Source organism: Notoacmeibacter marinus (assembly GCF_002238045.1).
GTDB classification, from domain to species: domain Bacteria; phylum Pseudomonadota; class Alphaproteobacteria; order Rhizobiales; family Rhizobiaceae; genus Notoacmeibacter; species Notoacmeibacter marinus.
In genome coordinates this window covers 19,122-41,441 of record NZ_NBYO01000003.1, presented here as the reverse complement: position 1 = coordinate 41,441, position 22,320 = coordinate 19,122, and the positions used below count along the sequence as shown (strand labels likewise).

The 22,320-nt window shown below is 62.2% G+C and carries 18 protein-coding genes; 6 read left to right on the top strand and 12 right to left on the bottom strand.

All coding sequences use genetic code 11. The annotated features are described in order from the left end of the window. Nucleotide 1: 1 nt before the first annotated feature. The 3 genes from choV to choX are packed head-to-tail and all read right to left on the bottom strand — an operon-like array spanning nt 2 to nt 2,860. Nucleotides 2-1,045 carry a choline ABC transporter ATP-binding protein gene (gene choV / locus B7H23_RS12510; protein ID WP_094077817.1) on the bottom strand — a complete coding sequence of 348 codons (1,044 nt, stop codon included), beginning with the start codon at nt 1,043-1,045 and terminating at the stop codon, nt 2-4. 6 nt (nt 1,046-1,051) lie between these two features. After that, entirely contained in the window at nt 1,052-1,885 is an 834-nt protein-coding gene (gene choW / locus B7H23_RS12505; RefSeq protein WP_094077816.1) for a choline ABC transporter permease subunit, read from the bottom strand. Nucleotides 1,886-1,936: 51 nt separating this feature from the next. After that, nucleotides 1,937-2,860 carry a choline ABC transporter substrate-binding protein gene (choX, locus tag B7H23_RS12500; RefSeq protein ID WP_094077815.1) on the bottom strand — a complete coding sequence of 308 codons (924 nt, stop codon included), beginning with the start codon at nt 2,858-2,860 and terminating at the stop codon, nt 1,937-1,939. Between the two features lie 104 nt (nt 2,861-2,964). On the opposite strand from choX, the gene betI reads away from it, so the two are divergent. The 4 genes from betI to betA are packed head-to-tail and all read left to right on the top strand — an operon-like array spanning nt 2,965 to nt 8,220. Then, nucleotides 2,965-3,555 (top strand): transcriptional regulator BetI, encoded by a 591-nt coding sequence (betI, locus tag B7H23_RS12495; protein WP_094078366.1) that lies wholly within the window; start codon nt 2,965-2,967, stop codon nt 3,553-3,555. After that, nucleotides 3,552-5,069 (top strand): choline-sulfatase, encoded by a 1,518-nt coding sequence (betC, locus tag B7H23_RS12490; protein ID WP_094077814.1) that lies wholly within the window; start codon nt 3,552-3,554, stop codon nt 5,067-5,069. The genes betI and betC overlap by 4 nt, the downstream gene beginning before the upstream one ends. A 2-nt stretch (nt 5,070-5,071) precedes the next feature. After that, nucleotides 5,072-6,529 (top strand): betaine-aldehyde dehydrogenase, encoded by a 1,458-nt coding sequence (gene betB / locus B7H23_RS12485; protein ID WP_094078365.1) that lies wholly within the window; start codon nt 5,072-5,074, stop codon nt 6,527-6,529. Between the two features lie 26 nt (nt 6,530-6,555). After that, complete coding sequence (gene betA, locus B7H23_RS12480) at nt 6,556-8,220, top strand: choline dehydrogenase (protein ID WP_240535099.1); 1,665 nt, start codon at nt 6,556-6,558, stop codon at nt 8,218-8,220. Between the two features lie 15 nt (nt 8,221-8,235). On the opposite strand, the gene lpdA is transcribed toward betA, so the two are convergent. Genes lpdA through B7H23_RS12460 form a run of 4 tightly spaced genes read right to left on the bottom strand, consistent with a single transcriptional unit; the run spans nt 8,236 to nt 13,261 of the window. Further along, a complete protein-coding gene (lpdA, locus tag B7H23_RS12475; protein WP_173861913.1) occupies nt 8,236-9,630 on the bottom strand; it encodes a dihydrolipoyl dehydrogenase in 1,395 nt (464 codons plus the stop codon). Next, entirely contained in the window at nt 9,630-11,015 is a 1,386-nt protein-coding gene (locus B7H23_RS12470) for a dihydrolipoamide acetyltransferase family protein (RefSeq protein ID WP_094077812.1), read from the bottom strand. Before B7H23_RS12470 ends, lpdA begins: the two co-directional genes overlap by 1 nt. A 1-nt stretch (nt 11,016) precedes the next feature. Continuing rightward, the gene (locus B7H23_RS12465; RefSeq protein ID WP_094077811.1) at nt 11,017-12,030 is read right to left on the bottom strand and encodes an alpha-ketoacid dehydrogenase subunit beta; all 1,014 of its coding nucleotides are present in this window, start codon (nt 12,028-12,030) and stop codon (nt 11,017-11,019) included. A gap of 1 nt (nt 12,031) precedes the next feature. After that, nucleotides 12,032-13,261, bottom strand: coding sequence for a thiamine pyrophosphate-dependent enzyme (locus B7H23_RS12460; RefSeq protein ID WP_094077810.1), 1,230 nt, complete (start codon nt 13,259-13,261; stop codon nt 12,032-12,034). Between the two features lie 103 nt (nt 13,262-13,364). Here B7H23_RS12460 and B7H23_RS12455 point away from each other — a divergent pair, with 103 nt between their 5' ends. Both B7H23_RS12455 and ade read left to right on the top strand, forming a co-directional pair. Further along, nucleotides 13,365-13,856, top strand: coding sequence for an Lrp/AsnC family transcriptional regulator (locus B7H23_RS12455; RefSeq protein WP_094077809.1), 492 nt, complete (start codon nt 13,365-13,367; stop codon nt 13,854-13,856). 45 nt (nt 13,857-13,901) lie between these two features. After that, entirely contained in the window at nt 13,902-15,599 is a 1,698-nt protein-coding gene (ade, locus tag B7H23_RS12450) for an adenine deaminase (protein ID WP_094077808.1), read from the top strand. A 30-nt stretch (nt 15,600-15,629) separates the two neighbouring features. Here the strand turns inward: ade and B7H23_RS12445 are convergent, their stop codons facing one another. Genes B7H23_RS12445 through B7H23_RS12425 form a run of 5 tightly spaced genes read right to left on the bottom strand, consistent with a single transcriptional unit; the run spans nt 15,630 to nt 22,195 of the window. After that, complete coding sequence (locus B7H23_RS12445; protein ID WP_094077807.1) at nt 15,630-17,048, bottom strand: L-serine ammonia-lyase; 1,419 nt, start codon at nt 17,046-17,048, stop codon at nt 15,630-15,632. A 14-nt stretch (nt 17,049-17,062) separates the two neighbouring features. Further along, nucleotides 17,063-17,614: a sarcosine oxidase subunit gamma gene (locus B7H23_RS12440; RefSeq protein ID WP_094077806.1), complete on the bottom strand. Its 552-nt coding sequence runs from the start codon at nt 17,612-17,614 to the stop codon at nt 17,063-17,065. 25 nt (nt 17,615-17,639) lie between these two features. Next, nucleotides 17,640-20,633 carry a sarcosine oxidase subunit alpha gene (locus B7H23_RS12435; protein WP_094077805.1) on the bottom strand — a complete coding sequence of 998 codons (2,994 nt, stop codon included), beginning with the start codon at nt 20,631-20,633 and terminating at the stop codon, nt 17,640-17,642. After that, entirely contained in the window at nt 20,630-20,932 is a 303-nt protein-coding gene (locus B7H23_RS12430) for a sarcosine oxidase subunit delta (protein WP_094077804.1), read from the bottom strand. The genes B7H23_RS12435 and B7H23_RS12430 overlap by 4 nt, the downstream gene beginning before the upstream one ends. Before the next feature lie 9 nt (nt 20,933-20,941). Then, nucleotides 20,942-22,195 (bottom strand): sarcosine oxidase subunit beta family protein, encoded by a 1,254-nt coding sequence (locus tag B7H23_RS12425; RefSeq protein ID WP_094077803.1) that lies wholly within the window; start codon nt 22,193-22,195, stop codon nt 20,942-20,944. Nucleotides 22,196-22,320 lie beyond the last annotated feature (125 nt).

Below are 22,320 nucleotides of genomic sequence, written 5' to 3'. Positions count from 1 at the left end.
GCTATGGCGCATGCCCGGATATGTTCGAACGAAGGGCCGCCACGATCTCTCCCTGCCCGATCGATCCGACCGCCTGACCCTTCTCGTCGACGACCTGTATTCGTTCGGCGCCATCGGCCAGCCTGTTGATGATGGCGCCGACGGGCGTTTCACGCGGCACGGACGCATCGTTCGAACCGTCGACCGTACCCGACATCACGTCACATGCGCGCAAAACCGTCAATGGGTTCATATGCGCCACGAAATCCTCGACATATTCATTGACGGGATTGGCGATGATGTCTTGGTGATTGCCGCTCTGGACGATCCGCCCGCCTTCCATGATGGCGATATTGTTGCCGAGCTTGAAGGCTTCGTCCAGATCGTGGCTGACGAAGACAATGGTTCGCTTGAGCCGGTCCTGAAGTTCGAGTAGCTCGTCCTGCAGCCGGTTGCGGATGAGCGGGTCGAGCGCGGAGAACGGCTCGTCCATCAACAGGATCGGAGCCTCGGTCGCAAAGGCGCGTGCCAGGCCAACCCTTTGCTGCATGCCGCCGGACAATTCGGCCACCTGATACTCTGCCCAGTCGGAAAGACCGACGAGTTCGAGCTGGTTACGGGCTCTTTCTTCGCGTTCCTTGCGGCTCAGCCCGCTGAACTCCAGGCCAAGCGCGACATTGTCCAGCACATTGCGCCATGGCAGAAGGCCGAATTGCTGAAACACCATCGCAACGCCTTCGCGGCGCAGGCGTAGCAGTTCCTTCTTGGTACAATCGTTGGGATCGAGCGTTTCGCCAGCGGTCGTCACCCGGACCGAACCCCGAACCACCGGATTGAGCCCGTTGACGGCCCGAAGGAGCGTCGATTTGCCCGATCCGGAGAGTCCCATCAGCACCAGGATCTCGCCCTCGGCGACGGAAAGCGAACAATCGTGCACGCCGAGCACCTGGTCCGTCTGCTGCCGGATATCGGCCCGGCTCATGCCCTTGTCCATGAGAGGCAGGGCCTTCTCCGGCTGATCACCGAAAACGATGCTCACATTGTCGAAGACGACTGTCTTTTCCATGATGTCCTAGTTCTGTTTGAGACGGAGCATTCGGTCCAGGATGATCGCAACGACAACGATCACGAGTCCGCTTTCGAAGCCCAATGCGGTGTTGACCTGATTGAGAGCGCGGACGACCGGCACGCCGAGCCCGTTGGCGCCCACCAAAGCGGCGACCACAACCATGGACAGTGACAGCATGATGGTCTGATTCAGCCCGGCCATGATCTGCGGCAGCGCGTATGGCAGTTCGACCTTCCAGAGCTTTTGGCTAGCCGTGCCGCCAAAGGCGTCGGCGGCTTCCAGCAGGGGCTTGGGCGTGGAAGACACGCCTAGATAGGTCAGGCGGATCGGTGCCGGCAGGACGAAGATCACCGTGGCGATCAGTCCCGGCACCATGCCGATTCCGAAAAAGACAATCGCCGGAATGAGGTAGACGAAGGTTGGCAGCGTCTGCATCAAATCGAGTACCGGCTGGATGACCCGGTAGAGTTTCGGTCGATGAGCGGCAGCGATCCCAATGGGCACGCCGATAACCATGCAGACGATGCAGGAGGAGACGACGAGCGTCAGGCTCTCCGTCATCGTTTCCCAATAGCCCTGATTATAGATGAAGAGGAAGCCGAGAAAGATGAGGAGACAGGTCGTCCAGCGCCGTTGCAGCCACCAGGTCAGCGCAACGAAAGCCCCGATGATGATCAAAGGATGCGGGGTTTGGAGCACCCACAACAATCCCTCGATCAACCCTTCCGCGCCCTCTGCAAGTGTGTCCAGAATCGGCGAGAAATTGTCGGTCAGCCAGTCGATGAAATCGCGCGCCCATGCGCCGATCGGAATTTTATGGTCGGTAAGCCAGTCCACGGAGGTCCCTCCAAGAAAACCGGCCCGCTGGAAGGCGGGCCGATTGATATCTTAGAGCTTTAGCTCGGCTTTGACGGCTTCGGTTCCATCCTTGCCATCGCGAGTCTCGATGCCCTCGAGCCAGCCTAGAACGGTCTCCGGGTTGGCCTGCATCCACTCCAGCGTCGCCTTGTCGGCCTCGACGCCTTCGTCGAGAATACGGCCCATGATCTCGTTTTCCATTTCGAGCGAGAACTTCACGTTCTTCAGCAACTGGCCGACATTCGGGCATTCCTCGACATAGCCCTTGCGCGTCACCGTGTGGACCACACCCTCGCCGCCGAAGAAGTCCTCGCCGCCGGTCAGATATTTCAAATCGTAATTGGCGTTCATCGGGTGCGGCTCCCAGCCGAGGAACACGACATCCTTCTCAGCCTTCACGGCGCGGCCGACTTGGGCCAACATGCCCTGCTCCGAACTTTCGACGACCTCGAAATCGCCGAGGCCCATCTTGTTCTCCTCGGTCAGCCCGACAAGGTAATCATTGCCCTCATTGCCCGGTTCGATCCCGTAGATCTTGCCTTCGAGTTCATCCTGGAACTTTGCGATATCCGCAAAACTCTTCAGGCCCTTCTCGTAGGTATAGGTCGGCACGGCCAGCGTGTATTTCGTGCCTTCCAGATTGACCGCGACATCTTCGATTTCGCCGCTTTCCAGATATGGACCGATCGCGCCGGTCTGCGCCGGCATCCAGTTGCCGAGGAACACGTCGACATCGTCCTTCTCGAGTGAGGCGAAGGTCACCGGTACGGATAGAACCTTTACATCCACCTCATAGCCAAGCGCCTGCAGCACCTGCTTCACCGTGGAGGTCGTCGTCGTAATGTCGGTCCAGCCGACATCCGACATCACCACTTCATCACAGGCTGCGTAGGCGGCGCTGGAAGCGAGTGACAATGCAAGGGCGCCCGTCATGGCAAGGGAAAATCGTTTCATAGTCTCTCCTTCGGATGGTCGAGGTTGACTTTTTATTGATTGAGCGCTCAATCAAAAAGGACAAACGATACGATGTAAAGGTCTGGTCCGGGGGTAAGCCCAAATTGCCTAAATTGGGAATGGAAAAGATCCGCCGCGAAGCGATGATCGAGGCCACGATCATCGAGATCGGCGAAGCGGGAAGCCTGAATGTTCCCGTGAGCCAGATCGCCCGGCGCGCTGGCATTTCGCCAGCCCTGGCGCATCATTATTTCGGCTCAAAGGAGCAGATCTTTCTGGCGGCCATGCGCCACATTCTGGTGATTTTCAAAGAGAGCGTGAGCCAGCGGCTCCGGCATGCCCGAACCCCCGAAGAACGCATTCGCGCGATCATCGCCGCCAGCCTGGAGCGGCGGCAGTTCGACCGGGACGTGGTGTCGGCCTGGCTGAGCTTCTACGTCAAATCGCTGCACTCTGAAGAGACCAGCAGGCTGCTGCGCGTCTATGCCCGTCGCCTGCATTCCAACCTGCTGTTCGACCTTCGCAAATTGTTCGAAGACGAAACCGCCGAGAAAGTCGCCCAAGGCCTCGCTTCCATGATTGACGGCTTCTACATCCGCCATGCGCTGCAGGACATCGCCCCGCCTCGCGCTGACGTTCACGCACTGGTCGAGGATTATCTCGACCTTTGGCTTTTCAGAGAGGCCGAACATTGAAACCGCGACGTAATATTTTGATACTCATGGTCGACCAATTGAATGGCACGCTCTTTCCGGACGGTCCTGCCGATTGGCTGCATGCGCCCAATCTGAAAACCCTTGCCGCGCGTTCGACCCGTTTCGCCAACGCCTATACCGGCTCGCCTCTCTGTGCGCCGGGTCGTGCCAGCTTCATGGCCGGACAATTGCCGAGCCGCACACGCGTTTACGATAACGCCGCCGAATTTGCCTCCGATATTCCGACATACGCCCACCATCTGCGGCGCGCCGGCTATCAGACGACGCTGAGCGGCAAGATGCATTTCGTCGGCGCTGATCAGCTGCACGGCTTCGAAGAGCGGCTGACGACCGACGTTTATCCGGCCGATTTCGGATGGACGCCGGACTATCGAAGGCCGGGCGAGCGCATCGACTGGTGGTATCACAATCTCGGATCTGTCACGAATGCTGGCACGGCCGAAATCACCAACCAGCTCGAATATGACGACGAAGTGGCCTATCACGCGACCCGTAAGCTCTACGATCTCGGCCGCGGCCACGACGCCCGGCCATGGATGCTGACGGTCAGCTTTACCCACCCGCACGATCCCTATGTCGCACGGCGGAGATACTGGGATCTCTACGAGGATAGCGAACACCTTCTACCGACGACGCCCGCCCTGCCCTACGACGAGCACGATCCGCATTCCCAGCGCCTATTGGAGGCGAGCGACTTCCGCGCCTTCGATATTTCGGAGGACGACATTCGCCGTTCGCGCCGCGCCTATTTCGCCAACATTTCCTATATCGATGACAAGATCGGCGAGATTCTCGAAGTGTTGGACGCAACCCGGCAGACCGAAACAACCGACATCGTCTTCCTGTCCGACCATGGCGACATGCTTGGTGAGCATGGCCTCTGGTTCAAGATGAGCTTTCGCGAAGGCTCGGCGCGCGTGCCGCTGATGATCGCGACGCCTTCCATGCCCGCGGGATGCATCGAAACGCCCGTCAGCACGATGGACGTGACGCCGACGCTCGGCGAACTTGCAGGCATCGATCTCGCCGAAATCATGCCGTGGACGGATGGCGAATCGCTGGTTCCGCTTGCGAACGGGCAGCAGCGTTCAGCGCCGGTGCGAGTGGAATACGCCGCCGAAGGCTCCTACGCGCCCATGGTGGCGCTGCGGAAGGGTCAATGGAAATACATCCATTGCGAAATCGATCCGCCGCAGCTTTTCGATCTTCATGCCGATCCGCATGAACGGACCAATCTCGCGGCCGAACCCGCTCATGCGGCAATCGCTGGCGAGTTTGCGGCGATGGTTCGCGACTATTGGGACATGGATCGCTTCGATGGGGCCGTGCGCGAAAGCCAGGCGCGCCGTCACGTAGTCGATCCGGCACTGCGCAACGGCGCTTACTATCCTTGGGACTTTCAACCGCTGCAGAAGGCTTCGGAACGCTACATGCGCAATCATATGGATCTGAACATTCTGGAAGAAGCACAGCGCTTTCCGAGGGGCGAATGATGATCGACGTACAACCGACGGCGAGCCATTTCATCGATGGCGAATATTGCGAGGACGAAGCCGGCGCGCCGATCGGATGCATATTTGCGGCAACCGGCGAAGTCATTGCCCGCCTCCATTCGGCAACGCCGACCATTGTCGATAGGGCCATGGAGTCGGCTGCGCGCGCGCAGAAGGAATGGGCGGCCCGTCCGCCGGTCGAGCGGGGTCGCGTGCTGCGCCGCGTCGCCGATATCCTGCGTGAGCGCAATCGCGAATTGAGCGAACTGGAAACGCTCGATACGGGCAAACCCCTGCAAGAAACCCTGGTCGCCGATGCGACCTCAGGCGCCGATGCGCTGGAATATTTCGGCGGGCTCGCCGCGACGATCACCGGCGAAACGGTGCCGCTCGGCGGCGATTTCGTCTACACGATCCGCGAGCCGCTCGGCGTTTGCGTTGGGATCGGCGCATGGAACTATCCGACCCAGATCGCCTGCTGGAAGGCCGCACCAGCGCTGGCCTGCGGCAATGCGATGGTCTTCAAGCCGTCCGAGATGACGCCGCTTTGTGCGCTGAAACTGGCGGAAATATTCATCGAAGCCGGTGCGCCGGCGGGTCTGTTCAATGTCGTGCAGGGTTATGGCGATGTCGGCGCGGCGCTCGCCACCGATCCGCGAACCGACAAGGTCTCGCTGACGGGTTCGGTGCCGACAGGCCGGAAAGTCTACGCGGTGGCAGCGGACGGCATTCGTCACGTCACGATGGAATTGGGCGGCAAATCGCCGTTGATCGTCTTCGACGATGCCGATATCGAGAACGCGGTCAGCGCGGCGATCAATGGTAATTTCTATTCCAGCGGCCAGATCTGCTCGAACGGCACCCGCGTCTTCGTTCACAAGGCCATCGAAGACGCTTTCGTCGCCCGCCTCGTCGAAAGGACCAGGGCGGCGAAGATCGGCGATCCGCGCGACGAGGACACGCAGCTCGGTCCGATGATTTCGAAGGTGCAGCGCGACAAGGTGCTTTCCTATATCGAAAAGGCGAAAGACGAAGGCGCGACGTTCGCCCATGGCGGCGGCGTGCCGGACGGCTTCGACAAGGGCTTCTATATCGAGCCGACTGTTTTCACGGGCGTGACCGACGGGATGACTGTGGCCTGCGAAGAGGTGTTCGGTCCGGTCCTGTCGGTTCTCACCTTCAGCGACGAGAGCGAGGTTGTCGCACGCGCCAACGATACGCCGTTCGGGCTGGCCGCTGGCGTCTTCACCCGCGACCTCACCCGCGCCCATCGCGTGGTCGCCGCGCTGGAAGCCGGCACCTGCTGGATCAACACCTACAATCTGACCCCGGTCGAAGCCCCCTTCGGTGGCGTCAAACTGTCGGGCGTCGGTCGCGAGAATTCCAAGGCCGCGATCGAGCATTACAGCCAGGTCAAGTCGGTCTATGTCGCCATGGGCGACGTCGAGGCACCCTACTGACAAGCAGGCCGCAACGGCGGCAAGGAATGAAAATGCAAGCGGATTATGTGATTATCGGTTCGGGTTCCGCCGGCGCCGCGATGGCCTATCGTCTGAGCGAGGACGGCAAACACTCCGTCATCGTGCTCGAATATGGCGGCACCGACGCCGGACCCTTCATCCAGATGCCGGCAGCGCTTTCCTACCCGATGAGCATGGCGCGCTACGATTGGGGCTACCGCTCCGAGCCGGAACCGCATCTGGGTGGTCGTCGGCTGGCCACCCCTCGCGGCAAGGTGGTCGGCGGCTCGTCCTCGATCAACGGCATGGTCTTCGTGCGCGGCCATGCGATGGATTTCGATCACTGGCGCGATAGCGGCGCGTCCGGCTGGGGTTATGCCGACGTCCTTCCCTATTTCAAGCGCATGGAAAGCTGGCATGGCGGCAATGGCAAAGGATCGGCGTGGCGCGGCACGGATGGGCCACTTCACGTTAGCCGCGGACCGCGCGCCAATCCGCTCTTCGACGCTTTCCTGGAGGCGGGTTCGCAAGCCGGTTTTCCGCTGACGCCGGATTACAACGGCGAACAGCAGGAGGGCTTCGGCCCGATGGAGCAGACGGTCTGGAAGGGTCGCCGCTGGTCCACCGCCAACGCCTATCTGAGACCGGCGCTGAAACGGAAAAACCTGCAATTGATCCGCTGCCTGGCGCGCAAGATCGTCATCGAGGATGGCCGCGCTACCGGCGTCGAGATCGAACGGCGCGGCAGAATCGAGAACGTCACGGCGAACCGCGAAGTCATTATCGCCGCGTCCTCGATCAATTCGCCGAAACTGCTGATGCTGTCTGGCATCGGCCCGGCCGCGCATCTTGCCGAGCACGGCATCGATGTCGTGGCGGACCGTCCCGGCGTTGGCCAGAACCTGCAGGATCATCTGGAACTCTACATCCAGCAGGCCTGCACCCAGCCAATCACGCTCTACAAACACTGGAACCTCTTCTCCAAGGCGTTGCTCGGCGCGCAATGGCTGTTCTTCAAGAAGGGTCTTGGCGCATCGAACCAGTTCGAAAGCGCGGCCTTTCTGCGCTCCAAACCGGGCGTGCAATATCCCGATATCCAGTATCACTTCCTGCCGATCGCGGTGCGCTATGACGGCCAGGCCGCGGCCGAAGGCCATGGCTTTCAGGCTCATGTCGGCCCCATGCGCTCGAAGTCTCGTGGCGAAGTAACGCTGCGCTCCGCCGATCCGAAAGACGATCCGCGCATCGTCTTCAACTATATGTCACATGAAGACGACTGGGCCGACTTCCGCCATTGCATCCGCCTGACGCGCGACATCTTTGCCCAGCCCGCCTTCGATCCCTATCGCGGCAGGGAAATTCAACCGGGCAATGCCGCTCAATCGGACGAGGCGCTGAACGATCATATTCGCGACCACGCCGAGAGCGCCTATCACCCGTGCGGCACCTGCCGGATCGGCGCGGCAGACGATCCGATGGCGGTTGTCGATCCTGAGTGCCGGGTCATCGGCGTTGACGGGCTGCGTCTCGCCGACAGTTCGATCTTCCCGCGCATCACCAACGGCAATCTCAACGGCCCGTCCATTATGGTCGGCGAGAAGGCGGCGGACCACATTCTCGGCAGAACGCCCCTGCCTGCCGAGAATGTCGAACCCTGGATCAATCCGCGATGGCGGACCGCCGACCGCTAAAGCGGATTGCCGCTCTTATGCGTGAATGGCGTGACCGAGCGATTTCAGCGCAGCCTCATGGAAGGCTTCGCCAAGCGTCGGATGGGCGTAGATCGTGCCGGCAATGTCTTCCAGCACCGATCCCATCTCGATAGCCTGGGTAAACGCCGCCGCAAGTTCGGAGATCTCCGCGCCCACCGCCTGAACGCCGACGATCCGCCGGTCGTTCTTGCGCGACAGCACGCGGACGAACCCGCCCGATTCTGCGGCGTCCAGCGTCATCGCCCGGCCGCTGGCCCGCATCGGAAAGACGCCGGTTTCGATCTCGTCGCCCGCTTCGCTGGGTGTCATTCCGACCGAGACGATTTCCGGATCGGTGAAGCAGACGGCCGGAATGGCCATTGGGTCGAAAATCCGCTGCTCGCCGGCAATGATCTCCGCGACCATCTCGCCCTGCGCGGACGCCCGGTGCGCCAGCATCGGCTCGCCCGTCACGTCGCCAATCGCCCAGACATTCTTCGTCGAGGTGGCGCAGCGGGAATCGATCTTGATGAAGGGGCCGTTCATCGCGATCGCCGTCTCTTCGAGCCCCCAGCCTTCCGTCGCTGGCTTGCGGCCGACAGCGACGAGAACCTTATCGGCCTGCAGTTCGATCTCCTCGCCATCCTGTGTCTGAATGCGGAGCGCCTCTCCGGATTCCGTCAGACCCAGCGCCTTCGCGCCAAGATGCAGCGTGACCCCATGTTCCTCCAGTGACTTGTGAACGGGAGCGACCAAATCCTTGTCGTAATTCGGTAATATCCGATCCTGCGCCTCGACGATGTTGACGTCGGCACCGAGTTTCTGCAGGGCAGTGCCGATCTCCAGACCGATATAGCCGGCCCCGACCACGACCACGCGCTCCGGCAGATCGTCCAGCGACAAGGCTTCGGTCGACGAAATGATCCGGTCGCCGAATGGCAGGCCCGGCAGTTCCACAGGCACCGAGCCGGTAGCGAGGATCACATGCTCGGCCCGGATCTCGACGCCTTCCTCACCGCCTTCGACCGTGCAGGTCCTGGCGTCGGAAAACCGTGCCCAGCCGGAGATGACGGTCACGCCGGCGCGCTTGAGCAGCGAACCGACGCCGCCATTCAGCCGGTCGACGATGCTGCCCTTCCAGCCCGTCCAGCCCTGCATGTCGAAGGATGGCGGTTCCGGCAGGCTGATGCCATGCATCGGCGCTTCGCTGCTACGGGACATGGCGTCGAACAGTGCCGCCGTGTGGATCATGGCTTTCGACGGGATACAACCGCGGATCAGGCAGGTGCCGCCGACCCGTTCGCTTTCGACGAGCGTGGTCTTCAGCCCGAGCTGGCCGCAGCGGATGGCGGCGACATAGCCGCCCGGCCCACCGCCGACGACCAGAACCTTCATGTCTATCGTCTTCATCACTCATCCTCTGCGAAAATCAGGGCCGGGCATTCGATCAGACGCTTGAGGTCCTGGATGAACCGCGCAGCGTCATAGCCGTCGACGATCCGGTGATCGAAGGAGGACGACAAATTCATGATCTTGCGGATTTCGATCCGGCCATCGATGACGACGGGACGCTCCACCATCTTGTTCGGCCCGATGATGCCGACCTCGGGATGGTTGATGACCGGCGTCGCCGAGATGCCGCCGAGCGGCCCGAGGCTGGTAATCGTCAGCGTGGAGCCGCTGAGCTCATCACGGCTGGCCGTGCCTTCGCGCGCCGCTTCGGAGACCCGCCGGATTTCGGCGGCGCAGTCCCAGACGCCGAGGCTTTCCGCATGGCGGACGACCGGCACCGAAAGCCCGCGTTCGGTCTGGGTCGCGATCCCTGCATGAAAGGCTTCGTGCGCCCGAAAAGCCTCCTCGGCCTCGTCGTAATGGCCGTTGAGCATGGGATAGTCCGGCAGGAGGCGCGCCACGGCCCGGATCAGGAAGGGCAACACGGTCAGCTTTGACTGGTCCTCGCCGCGTCCCGCATTCATCGTCGCACGCAGATCTTCCAGCGCGGTCATGTCGAATTCCTCGACATAGCAGAAATGCGGAATGCTGCGCTTGGACTGTTGCATCTTCTCGGCGATGCGGCGGCGCATGCCGACAATGCGTATGTCGTCCACACCGGTCCGCTGGCGCAGGCCGGAGCCACCGCCCGGCTTCGGCGCGCCGTCGGCGATGTAGGCTTCGAGGTCCGCTTCGAGAATGCGCCCGGCCGGTCCCGTTCCGGTCACATATTGCAAGGCGATGCCGTGTTCGTGCGCCTTGCGGCGCGTTGCGGGCGAAGCAAGCGGCGCACCGCTGCCCTTCCCGGAAGCCGCGCCGCGACGCATGGCAGGCGATCCGTCTTTGGCCGCATCGGCGGCGGTCTTCGCCGGCTTCGATGCAGACGGTGACGCCGTTTGCTTCGCCGATGCGGCGAACGTGCCGGATTTGGCTTCGGCAGGCGCCTGCCGCTTCTGCGCCGGCTCGTCCTTTTGGGGCGGCTCGGCGTCGGACGCCTTCTGCGTTGCCGCTTCCGGCGACGTGCTGTCGCCCTGCCCGCCATCGTCGACGGCATCGGCGTCGCCTTCTACTTCGAACTCCACGAGGACCGAGCCGACGGCCAGCATGTCACCGACAGCGCCGTTCAATGACACGACCTTGCCGCTGACCGGCGAGGAAATATCGACAGTCGCCTTGTCCGTCATCACATCGACGAGTTGCTGATCCTCCTCGACGGTGTCGCCGACCGCAACGTACCATTCGCTGATCTCGGCCTCGGCGATCCCTTCGCCGATATCGGGAAGGCGGAATGCGTATTTGCCCATCTCACACCTCCTGCGTGCGCTGCATGGCGTCGATGACGCGCTGGGGACCGGGGAAGTAATCCCATTCGAAAGCGTGCGGATAAGGCGTATCCCAACCTGCGACGCGTTCGATGGGCGCGCGCAGATGGTGGAAGCAGCGCTCCTGCACAAGCGCCGATAGCTCGCCGCCGAACCCGCCATATCGGGAGGCTTCGTGAGCGATGACGCATCGCCCGGTCCGCTGCACCGATTCCACGATGGCATCGATATCGAGCGGTACGATGCTGCGCAGATCGATCAGTTCGGCGTCGATTCCGCATTCCTCGATGGCCGACAGCGCGACATGAACCATGGTGCCATAGGCCAGAACCGTCACGTCCGCGCCTTCCCTTACCATTCTCGCCTTGCCGAGCGGAATGCGGTAGACGTCCTCCGGAACGTCGGCCAGCGGATGGTCCTTCCACGGCTTGACTGGATCGTCGGGTCGCCCCTCGAAGAGACCGTTATAGAGCCGCTTCGGCTCGAAGAAGATGACCGGATCGTCATCCTCGATAGCCGAAATCAACAGGCCCTTGGCGTCGTATGGGTTGGAGGGGATGACCGACTTCAATCCGACAACATGAGCGAATAGCGCTTCGGGGCTCTGGCTATGGGTTTGGCCGCCGAAAATGCCGCCTCCATAAGGCACGCGCACAGTGATCGGTGCCCAGAACTCGCCGTTGGAGCGGTAGCGCAGGCGCGCCGCTTCGGACACGAGCTGGTCGAAGGCCGGCAGAATGTAATCGGCGAACTGGATCTCGACGACCGGCCGCAGGCCGTAGGCGCCCATGCCGATCGCCGTGGCAACGATGCCGCCCTCGGAAATGGGCGTATCGAAACAGCGGGTGAGACCGTATTTCTCCTGCAGTTTATCGGTGACACGGAAGACGCCGCCGAAATAGCCGACATCTTCGCCAAAGGTCAGAATGTCGGGATCGTCTTCGAGTTTGACGTCCAAAGCGGAGTTCAGCGCCTGGACCATGTTCATGGCAACCATCTCAGTACCCCAGCTCCCGTCTCTGTTCGATCTGCCGCCAATCGGGTTCCTTGAACACCTCCTCGAACATCGCCTTTACGCTTGGCTTGGACTGACCGAGCGTGCCGACGGCCTCCGCTTCGCGAATGGCCGCACGCACCCGCTTCTCGCAATCCTCGTGAAGGTCCGTGTAACCGTCCTCGGTCAGGTCGCCGCGCTGGATAAGGTGTTGTTTCAACCGCTCGACAGGATCGCCGAGCGGCCAGGCTTCGCTTTCGCCCTTTGGGCGATAGCGGGTTGGATCGTCGCTGGAGGAATGCGCCGCCGCACGGTAGGTGACGAGTTCGATCAGCGTCGCGCCCTTGTTTCCAAGCGCCCGCTCTCGCGCCCAGTCTGTCGCGGCGTGAATGGCCAGGAAGTCATTGCCGTCGACGCGCAGGCCCGGAATGCCATAGGCCAGCGCCTTGGCGGCAAACGTCGTCCTGTTGCCCCCGGCGATACCGGAGAAGGACGAGATCGCCCATTGATTGTTGGTGATGCACAAAATAACCGGCGCGCGGTACACGCCCGCGAAGGTTAGCGCTTCGTGAACATTGCCTTCCGCCGTCGTGCCTTCGCCGACATAGCCGAGAGCGATGCTGTCATCGTGACGATAGGCCGACGCCATCGCCCACCCCACCGCATGGCCGAGACGGCTGCCTAGATTACCGGAAATGGAGTAGAAACCGTAATCGCGTGCCGAATACAGGACCGGCAATTGGCGACCTTTGAGCGGGTCTTCCGCATTGGAAAAAATCTGGTTGCCGAGCGCGGTCATGGGATAATCGCGCGCCATCAGCCAGCTCAGGATCCGATAGGTTGGAAAACACATGTCACGTTCGCCAAGGCATAGCGACTGGGCCGCGCCGATCGCCTCCTCGCCCGTCGATTTCATGTAGAAGCTGGTCTTGCCCTGGCGGTTCGCCCGGAACATGCGGTCATCGAAGATGCGTGTCCGAACCATGGCATCCAGCCCACGCATAAGGTGATCGGTGGACAGGTCCGGTGCCCAAGGTCCAACGGCCTTTCCGTCATCATCGAGAACGCGGACGAGGCCGTAAGGCATATCGCGCAGTTCAATCTCGGGGGTCAGCGTATCTGGGCAGCGCTGCTCGCCGGCGTCCTGGAGCGGCACATTGCTAAAGTCCGGCTCGTCCCCGGGGCGGCCGGACGGTTCCGGCACATAGAGCGACAGTTCGGCAGTGTTTTTCATGGCACCTCCTCCCAAAGGTTCCGGCAACGATATCGCGTGACCCGCGTAAAAACTGTCCCTAATATCTTGTTCCGGAGTGTGATTTGAGAATGAAGATACGCCTATGAATGTCAATCGTAGCAGTTTCCTTCCCGATGCAGCCGATCTGCGTATTCTCCAGGCGTTGCAGCGTGACTGTTCGGTCTCCATGGCCGAGCTGGGCGAAATGGTGGGCCTTTCCAATACCCCGCTATGGCGGCGGATGAAACGTCTCGAAAGCGAAGGCCTTATCCGCGGTCGGGTCGCTATACTGGATGCCGAAAAGCTCGGATTGGAGATCAACATCTTCGCCAGCATCCGGCTCGGTCGCCATGATGAGGAGACGCTGGACGCTTTCGAGCGCGCGGCGGTCAAACAGGCCGAAATCATGGAATGTTATTCGATGAGCGGCGAGAGCGATTTTCTGCTGCGCGTCGTGGTCGACAGTATCAGCTATTACGAAAGCTACCTGAAACGGGTTCTGCTGCATTTGCCTGGCGTTGCCGGCGTCAATTCGCATTTCACTTTAAAGCGCGTGAAGCAGACGACCGAACTGCCTTTGCGCCAGATCTCATGAATTGATTTTTCGCCAGGATACCGATTGGCCACAGGGGGACACGGAATGCCGAAACTGGAGACGATGATCGATCAGGCCATCGGCCGCGAACCCGCCGATCTGGTGCTGAAGAACGGCCGTTTTTTCGATCTCGTGACAGGCGAACTGGTCGCGTCCGATATCGCCGTCTGCGGCGAACGGATCGTCGGAACCTGCGGCGCTTATCGCGGCACGACCGAGATCGATATCGAAGGCCGGATCGTCGTACCGGGCTTCATCGATACCCACCTTCACATTGAATCCTCGCTCGTGACGCCGCATGAGTTCGACCGCTGCGTGTTGCCGCATGGCGTGACGACCGTGATCTGCGATCCCCATGAAATCGCCAATGTTCTAGGCGCGGAAGGCATTCGCTACTTTCTGGATTCGGCGCTCGAAACCATCATGGATATCCGCGTCCAGCTTTCGTCCTGCGTGCCGGCGACGCATCTGGAGACCTCCGGCGCGGACCTGCCCATCGAAAGCCTTCTTCCCTTCCGCGATCATCCCAAGGTGATCGGACTGGCCGAGTTCATGAATTTTCCGGGCGTGATCCATAAGGACCCGGTGGCGCTCGCCAAGCTGGAGGCCTTTCAGGGCGGCCATATCGACGGTCATGCGCCGCTTCTCTCCGGCGCCGAGCTGAACGGCTATCTGTCGGTCGGAATCCGCACCGAGCACGAATGCACCAGCGCAGAAGAAGCGCTGGAGAAGATCCGCAAGGGCATGCACATCCTGGTGCGCGAGGGCTCAGTTTCAAAGGACCTTCAGGCGCTTCTGCCGATCATGACGGAGCGCCTGTCGCCCCATATCGCGCTCTGCACGGACGACCGCAATCCGCTCGATATCGCCGAGCAGGGTCATCTCGATTACATGGTCCGCACCGCCATTGCGGGCGGCGTTGACCCGCTCGTCGCCTATCGGGCGGCTTCGATCTCGGCCGCACGCGCCTTCGGTCTGCAGGACCGCGGGCTTGTCGCGCCGGGTTGGCGCGCCGATCTCGTGGTGGTCGATACGTTGGAGAATTGCAGCGCAGAGATGGTTTTTTCCGCGGGACGCCGCGTCAATGACGATCTCTTCGCCGCCCGAAGGACCATCGATCCGGTCGGTCTCGACAGCGTGCATGTGCGCGAACTGACGCCGGCGGATTTTGCCATTCCGGCTTCAAACAGCGAAACACCGGTGCTCGGTGTCCTGCCTGGCAAGATCATCACCGAGCATCGCCGGTTCCGCCTGCCGACGCATGGCAACCAGACCGGAATCGATCTTGAACGCGATATTCTGAAGGTCGCGATCATCGAGCGCCACGGCAGAAACGGCAATATCGGCAGGGGGTTCGTGCAGGGTTTCGGCCTGAAGAAGGGCGCCATTGCCTCCACGGTCGGCCACGACAGCCATAATCTCTGCGTTATCGGCGCGTCCGACGAGGATATGGCCATCGCGGCCAATCGGCTGCGCGATCTCAAGGGCGGCTTCGTGGTGGTGGAAGATGGCGTCGTCACCGGCGAGATCGCCCTGCCCCTGGCCGGGCTGATGAGCCTCGAACCCTATGAAACGGTGCGCGATACGCTGTACGATCTGCGCCAGGCGGCCTTCGCGCTCGGCTCCACGCTTCAGGAGCCCTTCCTGCAGCTGGCCTTTCTGCCGCTGCCCGTCATCCCCCATCTGAAGATTTCGGACAGGGGCCTTGTCGATGTGGACCGGTTCGAGCTGATCGAGCAGTAACACGGTAGCCGCGCCGCTCGCCGCCTCAGATCAGCATTCGGGAATGTTGACGGCGATGCCGCCGGTCGAGGTCTCCTTGTATTTCGCGCTCATGTCGCGCCCGGTCTCCAGCATCACCTGAATGCAATTGTCGAGCGGCATGAAGTGCTTGCCATCGTCGCGAAGGGCGAGGCTGGCCGCCGAAACTGCCTTGATCGCACCGAGAGCATTGCGCTCGATGCAGGGCACCTGAACGAGACCGGCCGCCGGATCGCATGTCATGCCAAGATGGTGTTCCAAGGCAATCTCGGCGGCATTTTCGACCTGCTCGTTCGTGCCGCCGAGTGCTGCACAAAGGCCGGCGGCGGCCATCGCCGAAGCGGACCCGACCTCGCCCTGGCAGCCGACCTCCGCACCGGAGATGGAGGCGTTGTATTTGATGAGCCCGCCAATGGCCGCGGCAACCAGCAGAATGTCGGCGACGCCCTTGTCGGTCGAACCGATGCAATGGCTCCGATAGTAGCGGACGATGGCGGGCAATACCCCTGCCGCGCCATTGGTCGGCGATGTCACGACCCGGCTGCCGGCGGCGTTCTCCTCGTTCACTGCCATGGCGTAAACGCTGAGCCAGTCATTGACGACATGGGGCTGGGCCATGTTGCTGCCGCGCTCGTCGCACAGCTTGTCGTGAATGGCCTTGGCTCGCCGCTTGACGTTCAGACCGCCCGGCAGGATGCCCTCCTGTTCCAGCCCGCGCGAGATGCAATCGTCCATCGCCTGCCAGATCGTATCCAGCCTGTCGTCGAGGGTATCGCCATGGATCGCTGCCTCATTGGCGCGCTTCATCTCGGCAATGGTCTTGCCGGAGGCGGCTCCCATGGCGAGCATTTCCTTGGCGGTCGCAAAAGGATAGGGGCAGGTTCCGGCGTCTTGGCCCGTGGTTTTCCGCGTCAGATCGGTGGCGGTATTCTGCTGCGTCCGAAGCTCGGTTTCGGTGACGACAAAACCGCCGCCGACGGAGAAATAGGTTTCTTCGTGATAGAGGATTCCGGCCTTGTCGCGGGCGCGAAACACCAGGCCGTTCGGATGGCCTTCCAGCGGCGGCCCGTAGTCGAAAACGAGGTCAGTCTCAGGGTCGAACTGCAGCGGCGCAAGGCCGTCCGGCGAAACCGTACGCGACGAACGGATCTCTGCTTCGATCTGTTCCGCCTGGTCGGGATCGAGCGTATCGGGGGAAAGACCGTTCAAGCCGAGGATCACGGCTCTGTCCGTCGCATGTCCCTTGCCGGTGAACGCCAGCGAGCCGTGCAGCGTGACCGACAGCGCCACCGGACGCCCCGCACCGGGCCGCCCGAACTGGTCGCCGCGCAGATCGTCCAGGAAACGGGCCGCCGCGACCATCGGTCCCATTGTGTGCGAGGACGATGGACCGATGCCGATCTTGAAGATCTCGAAGACGGAGAGGAACACAGCACATCAGCCCTTCATTCCAGGGCGAGTTCGCCGCACCCTGTCGTCAGCAGAGACATGACATGCGGCGCGAAGGAACGCCAGACATCGATGTGAAAGCGCTCCGCACCGTCGCGCCACAGAACGACGCTGACGCCATCGAAGACGGTGCGACGTGCCTCTCCATCGGGTAGCCGGTCGAGATCGCGCGGGCAGCCAAGCGTCATCAGTTCGCCGGCCTTCGGCCCTTCGATCAGAAGCGTCACCTCGCGATCCGATATGTCCGTCAGGCTGTGCGGCGCATCAGCATAGATCGCCGCGCAGGCTTCGATGATTCCGGCTGCCTCCGATTCCGAAGCGAGAACCAGCCACTCATCCGGGCCGAGACTGAGAATTTCGGTTTCGCCCTGCCGACTGCACTGGCCGATCCTGGTTGGCAGCGGGACGCCAAGAGCTGACGAGAGAGCGTCTCGTTCGTCCGCGCCGACCCGGAGCGAAAACCGCACTACCGGGGCCAGAAGCGAAACGGTCGCGGCGCGGCTGCTCGCCAGTTCGCGCGCCGTCAGAAGATCGACATGGACCGTCATCGCATCATCTCCATCGGTCCCCGCATCACAGCTTCAACCGTTCATTATCGGAATCGTAGAAGGCCGTGCCGGTAATCTCCGCCCTCACGACGCCGTCCGGCATCGGCACATGGACCGTCTCACCCACGCGATTATGCCCGCCTTCGACCAGCGCCAGCGCGATGGGCCGGCCCATCGCGTCGCTGCGATAGGACGAGGTGACGTGCCCGACCATCCTCATCGGCGTTGGCTGGTTCGGATCAAGCACGATTTGAGCGCCTTCCTCCAGTTTCGTGCGCCCATCCTCGGTCAAAAGCCCGACCAGCTGCTTGCGATTTTCGGCAACGAGATCGGGCCGTTGCAGCGCACGCATTCCGACGAAATCGCGCTTCTTCTTGCCGACTGCCCAGCCCTGCCCCGCATCGAACGGCGTGACGGTGCCATCGGTATCCTGCCCGATGATGATGAAGCCTTTTTCGGCGCGCAGCACATGCATGGTTTCGGTACCGTAGGGACAGATGTCGTAGCGCTGGCCCGCCTCGAACAGCGTCTCCCACAGGGCCCGGCCATGGCGGGCCGGCACATTGACCTCGAAGCCGAGCTCTCCGGTGAAGCTGACGCGGAAGAGCCGCGCCGGATAGCCGGCCACCGTGCATTCGGCGATCGACATATGCGGAAATGCCTCGTCCGAAATGTCTAGACCCTCGACGAAGGGTTCGAGCAGGTTGCGCGCATTGGGACCGTTCAGCGCGATGGTCGCCCACTGCTCGGTGGTCGAGGTCAGCCAGACCTTCAGTTCGGGCCATTCGGTCTGGAGATAGTCCTCCATCATATTGAGCACCCGCGCCGCGCCGCCCGTGGTGGTCGTAACGTGGAAACGATCGTCGGAAAGGCGGCCGATCACGCCATCGTCGCGGATGAAACCGTCATCGCCGAGCAGCAGGCCGTAGCGCGTGCGGCCGGGCGCAAGCTTCGTCCACGGATTGGTGTACATGCGGTTCATGAACTCCACCGCATCGGGTCCGACCACCTCGATCTTGCCGAGCGTGGAGGCGTCGAACATGCCGAGGCTCTTGCGGGTGGCGCGGCACTCGCGCGAGACCGCCGTGTCCATATCCTCACCGGATTGCGGGAAATAGCGGGCGCGGCGCCAGAGGCTGACGGGTTCGAACACCGCGCCATTCTCTTCGGCCCAGCTATCGATTGGCGTCCTGCGCGTCACATCGAAATGATCGCCCTTGTGATAGCCGGCAAACGCGCCGAATGTCGTCGGCGTATAGGGCGGGCGGAACGTCGTCAGCCCGACCTGCGGCTGCGGCTTGCCAAGCGCATCGGCAGCGATGTTCAGCCCGTTCATGTTCGACATCTTGCCCTGATCGGTCGCCATGCCGTTGGTCGTGTAGCGCTTGACGTGCTCGATGGAACGCATGCCCTCGCGCACGGCGAGCCGCAGATCCTTGGCCATCACATCGTTCTGGAAATCAACGAAGGCCTTGGTTTGCGAGGGGTGTCGGTCGGTCGGCAGTTCGGTGTGCGTGATGCCCGAGCCAGTGCGATCGTTCTGAACGCGAAACGAAACCGTTTTGGCCGCCTTTCCAAGCGCTTCAGCCGCAGCGGCACCCATCGCGGCGCCGTCGTTCAGCGCAGCTTCGATCCCCCACAGCCCCCTGCCCGCTCCGGCGATCTGGCAGGCCTCGGCCTTTCGGTCCGGCAGGAAGGTCTGGGTCTCCTCATCCCATTTCAGCGTGCCTTTGGTGTGCGAGAACAGATGGAGCGATGGCGTCCAGCCCCCCGACATCAAGAGACAATCGCATGAGAGCGTGCGCCCCGGGCCGATGCTGCCGCCCTTCACCGGATTGACCCGCACGGATTTGACGCGCAGTCGCCCCTTCGTGCCCGTCGCCGTATGACCGTCAAGCACTGCGATGTTTCGCGCCTCGGCCTCCGCGACAAGATCGGCGCGTGGGTTGGCGCGCGTATCGACGATGGCCTGAACGGTCGCGCCCGCATCGGCCAGATCGAAGGCGGCGTACCAGGCGCTGTCATGGCTGGTGACGATGACCGGCCGCTCGCCGACCTTCACGCCATAGCGGTTGAGATAAGTCTGGGCGGAACCGGCCAGCATGACGCCGGGCCGGTCATTGCCATGGAAGACGAGCGGCTTTTCCAGCGCGCCCTGCGCCAGGGCGACCTGCCCCGCCCGTACGCGCCAGAGCCGCTCGCGCGGCATGGCCGGATCGGGCGCTTCCAGATGATCGGTCAGCTTCTGGCACAGCCCGACCATGTTCTGATGGTAGTAACCGATGGCGGTGGTCCGCGTCATGATCCGCACGCCGAGCGCGACCAGCGCCGCCACCTCCTCCGCCAGCCAGTCCCATGCGGCCTTGCCGTCGATCTCCGCCTGCGGTTCGCTCAAGAGCGTGCCACCCATTTCGGAGTTCTCGTCGACCAGCGTGACGTCCAGCCCGGCCTCCGCTGCCCGTCGCGCCGTCGCCAGGCCCGCCGGGCCACCGCCCACAACCAGCACATCGGTATGCAGATAGCGCGACGCATAATGGTCCGAGTCCGGCTCGCTCGGCGAAACGCCGAGCCCGGCGGCGGCCCGGATGAAGGGCTCATACACTCTGTCCCAGAAGGAGCGCGGCCACATAAAGGTCTTGTAGTAGAACCCCGCCGAGAACAGCATGTAGAGGCCGTCGTTCAATGCGCCGACATCGAAGGCGAGACTCGGATATTTGTTCTGGCTCGTCGTCTCCAGACCGTTCCAAATGTCCTGCGCGGTGGCGCGGGTGTTCGGCTCGAACCGCCCTTTGCCGCGCCGGGTGCCGATCAGCGCGTTCGGCTCTTCCGTGCCGGCCGTCACCGGCCCGCGCGGACGGTGATATTTGAACGAGCGCCCCATCAGATGGCGGCCATTGGCCAGAAGCGCCGAGGCCACCGTGTCGCCTGCGCAACCTTCGATTTGCTGGCCGTCGAAGGTGAACTGGATCGGACGGTCGTGTCGGACCCGGCCACGACCCGCGACGCGAAATCGGCTCATTGGCCGTCCTCCGTCAGCGTATCCAGTTCGGGACGCGGCTCGCCCGCTTTGTAGGTGGTGAGAAACCGATCCGTAACGGTGTTGCGCACAGCGTTGAAGAACCGCCCGCAGCCATGGATATGTCGCCAGCGTTCGTAATGGGGTCCCTTCGCATTGGTGCGGATGAAAAGGAAGTCCCGCCATTCCTCTTCCGATACATCGGCAGGATTGTCCGGCCGCAAGATATGCGCTTCGCCGGCATAGGCGAACTCGGCTTCCGGCAGCGTCTCGTCGCAATAGGGACAGTGAATGAGCAACATGGCGGTTTCCTAATGCGCGACGGCGGCGGCCGCCGCCTCGTCGATCAGTCGGCCCGTGCCGAACCGCTCCAACGTGAAGGGCGCATTGATCGGATGCGGCTCATCCTTGGCGACCGTCCAGGCCAGCACATGCGCCGCGCCGGGCGTCGCCTTGAAGCCGCCCGTTCCCCAGCCGCAATTGACGTAGAGCCCCTTGACCGGCGTCTTGCCGAGAATGGCTGAACGGTCCGGCGTGACATCGACGATGCCGGCCCATTTGCGCAGCATCCGCATCCGGTTGAAGATCGGGAAGATTTCGCAGATCGCCGCCACGGTATGCTCAATCAGCGGCAAGCCGCCGCGCTGCGAATAGCTCGTATATTGATCGGTGCCCGAACCGATCACCAGTTCGCCCTTGTCGGACTGGCTGATATAGGCGTGAACCGTGTTCGACATGACGACGCAGGGAAAGATCGGTTTCACAGGTTCCGACACGAGCGCCTGCAGCGGATAGCTTTCCAAAGGCAGCCTCACGCCGGCGCTGTCCATGACAACGGAGGTATGCCCCGCCGCCGAGACGGCGACCTTCTTCGCCCGAATGAACCCGCGCGCGGTCTCCACGCCCTCCACCGCGCCGTTCGCATCGCGGCGGATCGCCGTGACCGGGCAGTTCTGGATGATATCGACGCCCCGCGCCGCCGCGCCCCGCGCATAACCCCAGGCCACTGCGTCGTGGCGGGCTGTTCCCGCGCGCTTTTGGAGCGCCGCGCCCATCACCGGATAGCGCGCCGTCGGCGAAATATCGAGCGGCGGGCAGTAGGCCTTGGCCTCTTCCTTCGTCAGCCAGCGATTGTCGACGCCGTTCAGGCGATTGGCGTGAACGTGCCGCTGAAAGCTCTGAACGTCGTGCACATTATGCGCCAGCATCATCACGCCGCGCTGGGAGAACATGACGTTGTAGTTCAGTTCCTGGCTCAGCCCTTCCCACAGGTCGAGCGCGTGGTCGTAAAGCCGCGCACTTTCGTCATAGAGGTAGTTGGAGCGGATGATCGTGGTGTTGCGGCCGGTATTGCCACCACCGAGCCAGCCCTTTTCGATGACCGCGACATTGGTGATACCGTGCTCTTTGGCCAGATAATAGGCGGCGCCCAACCCGTGGCCGCCCGCGCCGACAATGACGACGTCATATTCGGCCTTCGGCTCACTTTCAGGCCACTGCTCGTCCCATTTCCTGTTGCCGCTAAAGGCGTTTTTCAGCAGCGATAGGGCCGAAAAATGCGTCATCGAAACGGACCCCGCCAAACGTAGCAACTGGCAGAGTTAAGCCAGTTCCCATGCAGCAGTATTGGAGATTTGCGTCATAAACCCTGCAATTATGCGACACTGCTGGCTGTTCCCCGTTCGTGTTT

Excerpts from the sequence above, each read along its gene's own strand:
- choV (WP_094077817.1), bottom strand. The coding sequence starts at position 1,045 with ATGGAAAAGACAGTCGTCTTCGACAATGTGAGCATCGTTTTCGGTGAT.
- choX (WP_094077815.1), bottom strand. The coding sequence starts at position 2,860 with ATGAAACGATTTTCCCTTGCCATGACGGGCGCCCTTGCATTGTCACTC.
- betA (WP_240535099.1), top strand. The coding sequence starts at position 6,556 with ATGAAAATGCAAGCGGATTATGTGATTATCGGTTCGGGTTCCGCCGGC.
- lpdA (WP_173861913.1), bottom strand. The coding sequence starts at position 9,630 with ATGAAGACGATAGACATGAAGGTTCTGGTCGTCGGCGGTGGGCCGGGC.
- B7H23_RS12470 (WP_094077812.1), bottom strand. The coding sequence starts at position 11,015 with ATGGGCAAATACGCATTCCGCCTTCCCGATATCGGCGAAGGGATCGCC.
- B7H23_RS12465 (WP_094077811.1), bottom strand. The coding sequence starts at position 12,030 with ATGGTTGCCATGAACATGGTCCAGGCGCTGAACTCCGCTTTGGACGTC.
- B7H23_RS12460 (WP_094077810.1), bottom strand. The coding sequence starts at position 13,261 with ATGAAAAACACTGCCGAACTGTCGCTCTATGTGCCGGAACCGTCCGGC.
- B7H23_RS12455 (WP_094077809.1), top strand. The coding sequence starts at position 13,365 with ATGAATGTCAATCGTAGCAGTTTCCTTCCCGATGCAGCCGATCTGCGT.
- ade (WP_094077808.1), top strand. The coding sequence starts at position 13,902 with ATGCCGAAACTGGAGACGATGATCGATCAGGCCATCGGCCGCGAACCC.
- B7H23_RS12440 (WP_094077806.1), bottom strand. The coding sequence starts at position 17,614 with ATGACGGTCCATGTCGATCTTCTGACGGCGCGCGAACTGGCGAGCAGC.
- B7H23_RS12435 (WP_094077805.1), bottom strand. The coding sequence starts at position 20,633 with ATGAGCCGATTTCGCGTCGCGGGTCGTGGCCGGGTCCGACACGACCGT.
- B7H23_RS12430 (WP_094077804.1), bottom strand. The coding sequence starts at position 20,932 with ATGTTGCTCATTCACTGTCCCTATTGCGACGAGACGCTGCCGGAAGCC.
- B7H23_RS12425 (WP_094077803.1), bottom strand. The coding sequence starts at position 22,195 with ATGACGCATTTTTCGGCCCTATCGCTGCTGAAAAACGCCTTTAGCGGC.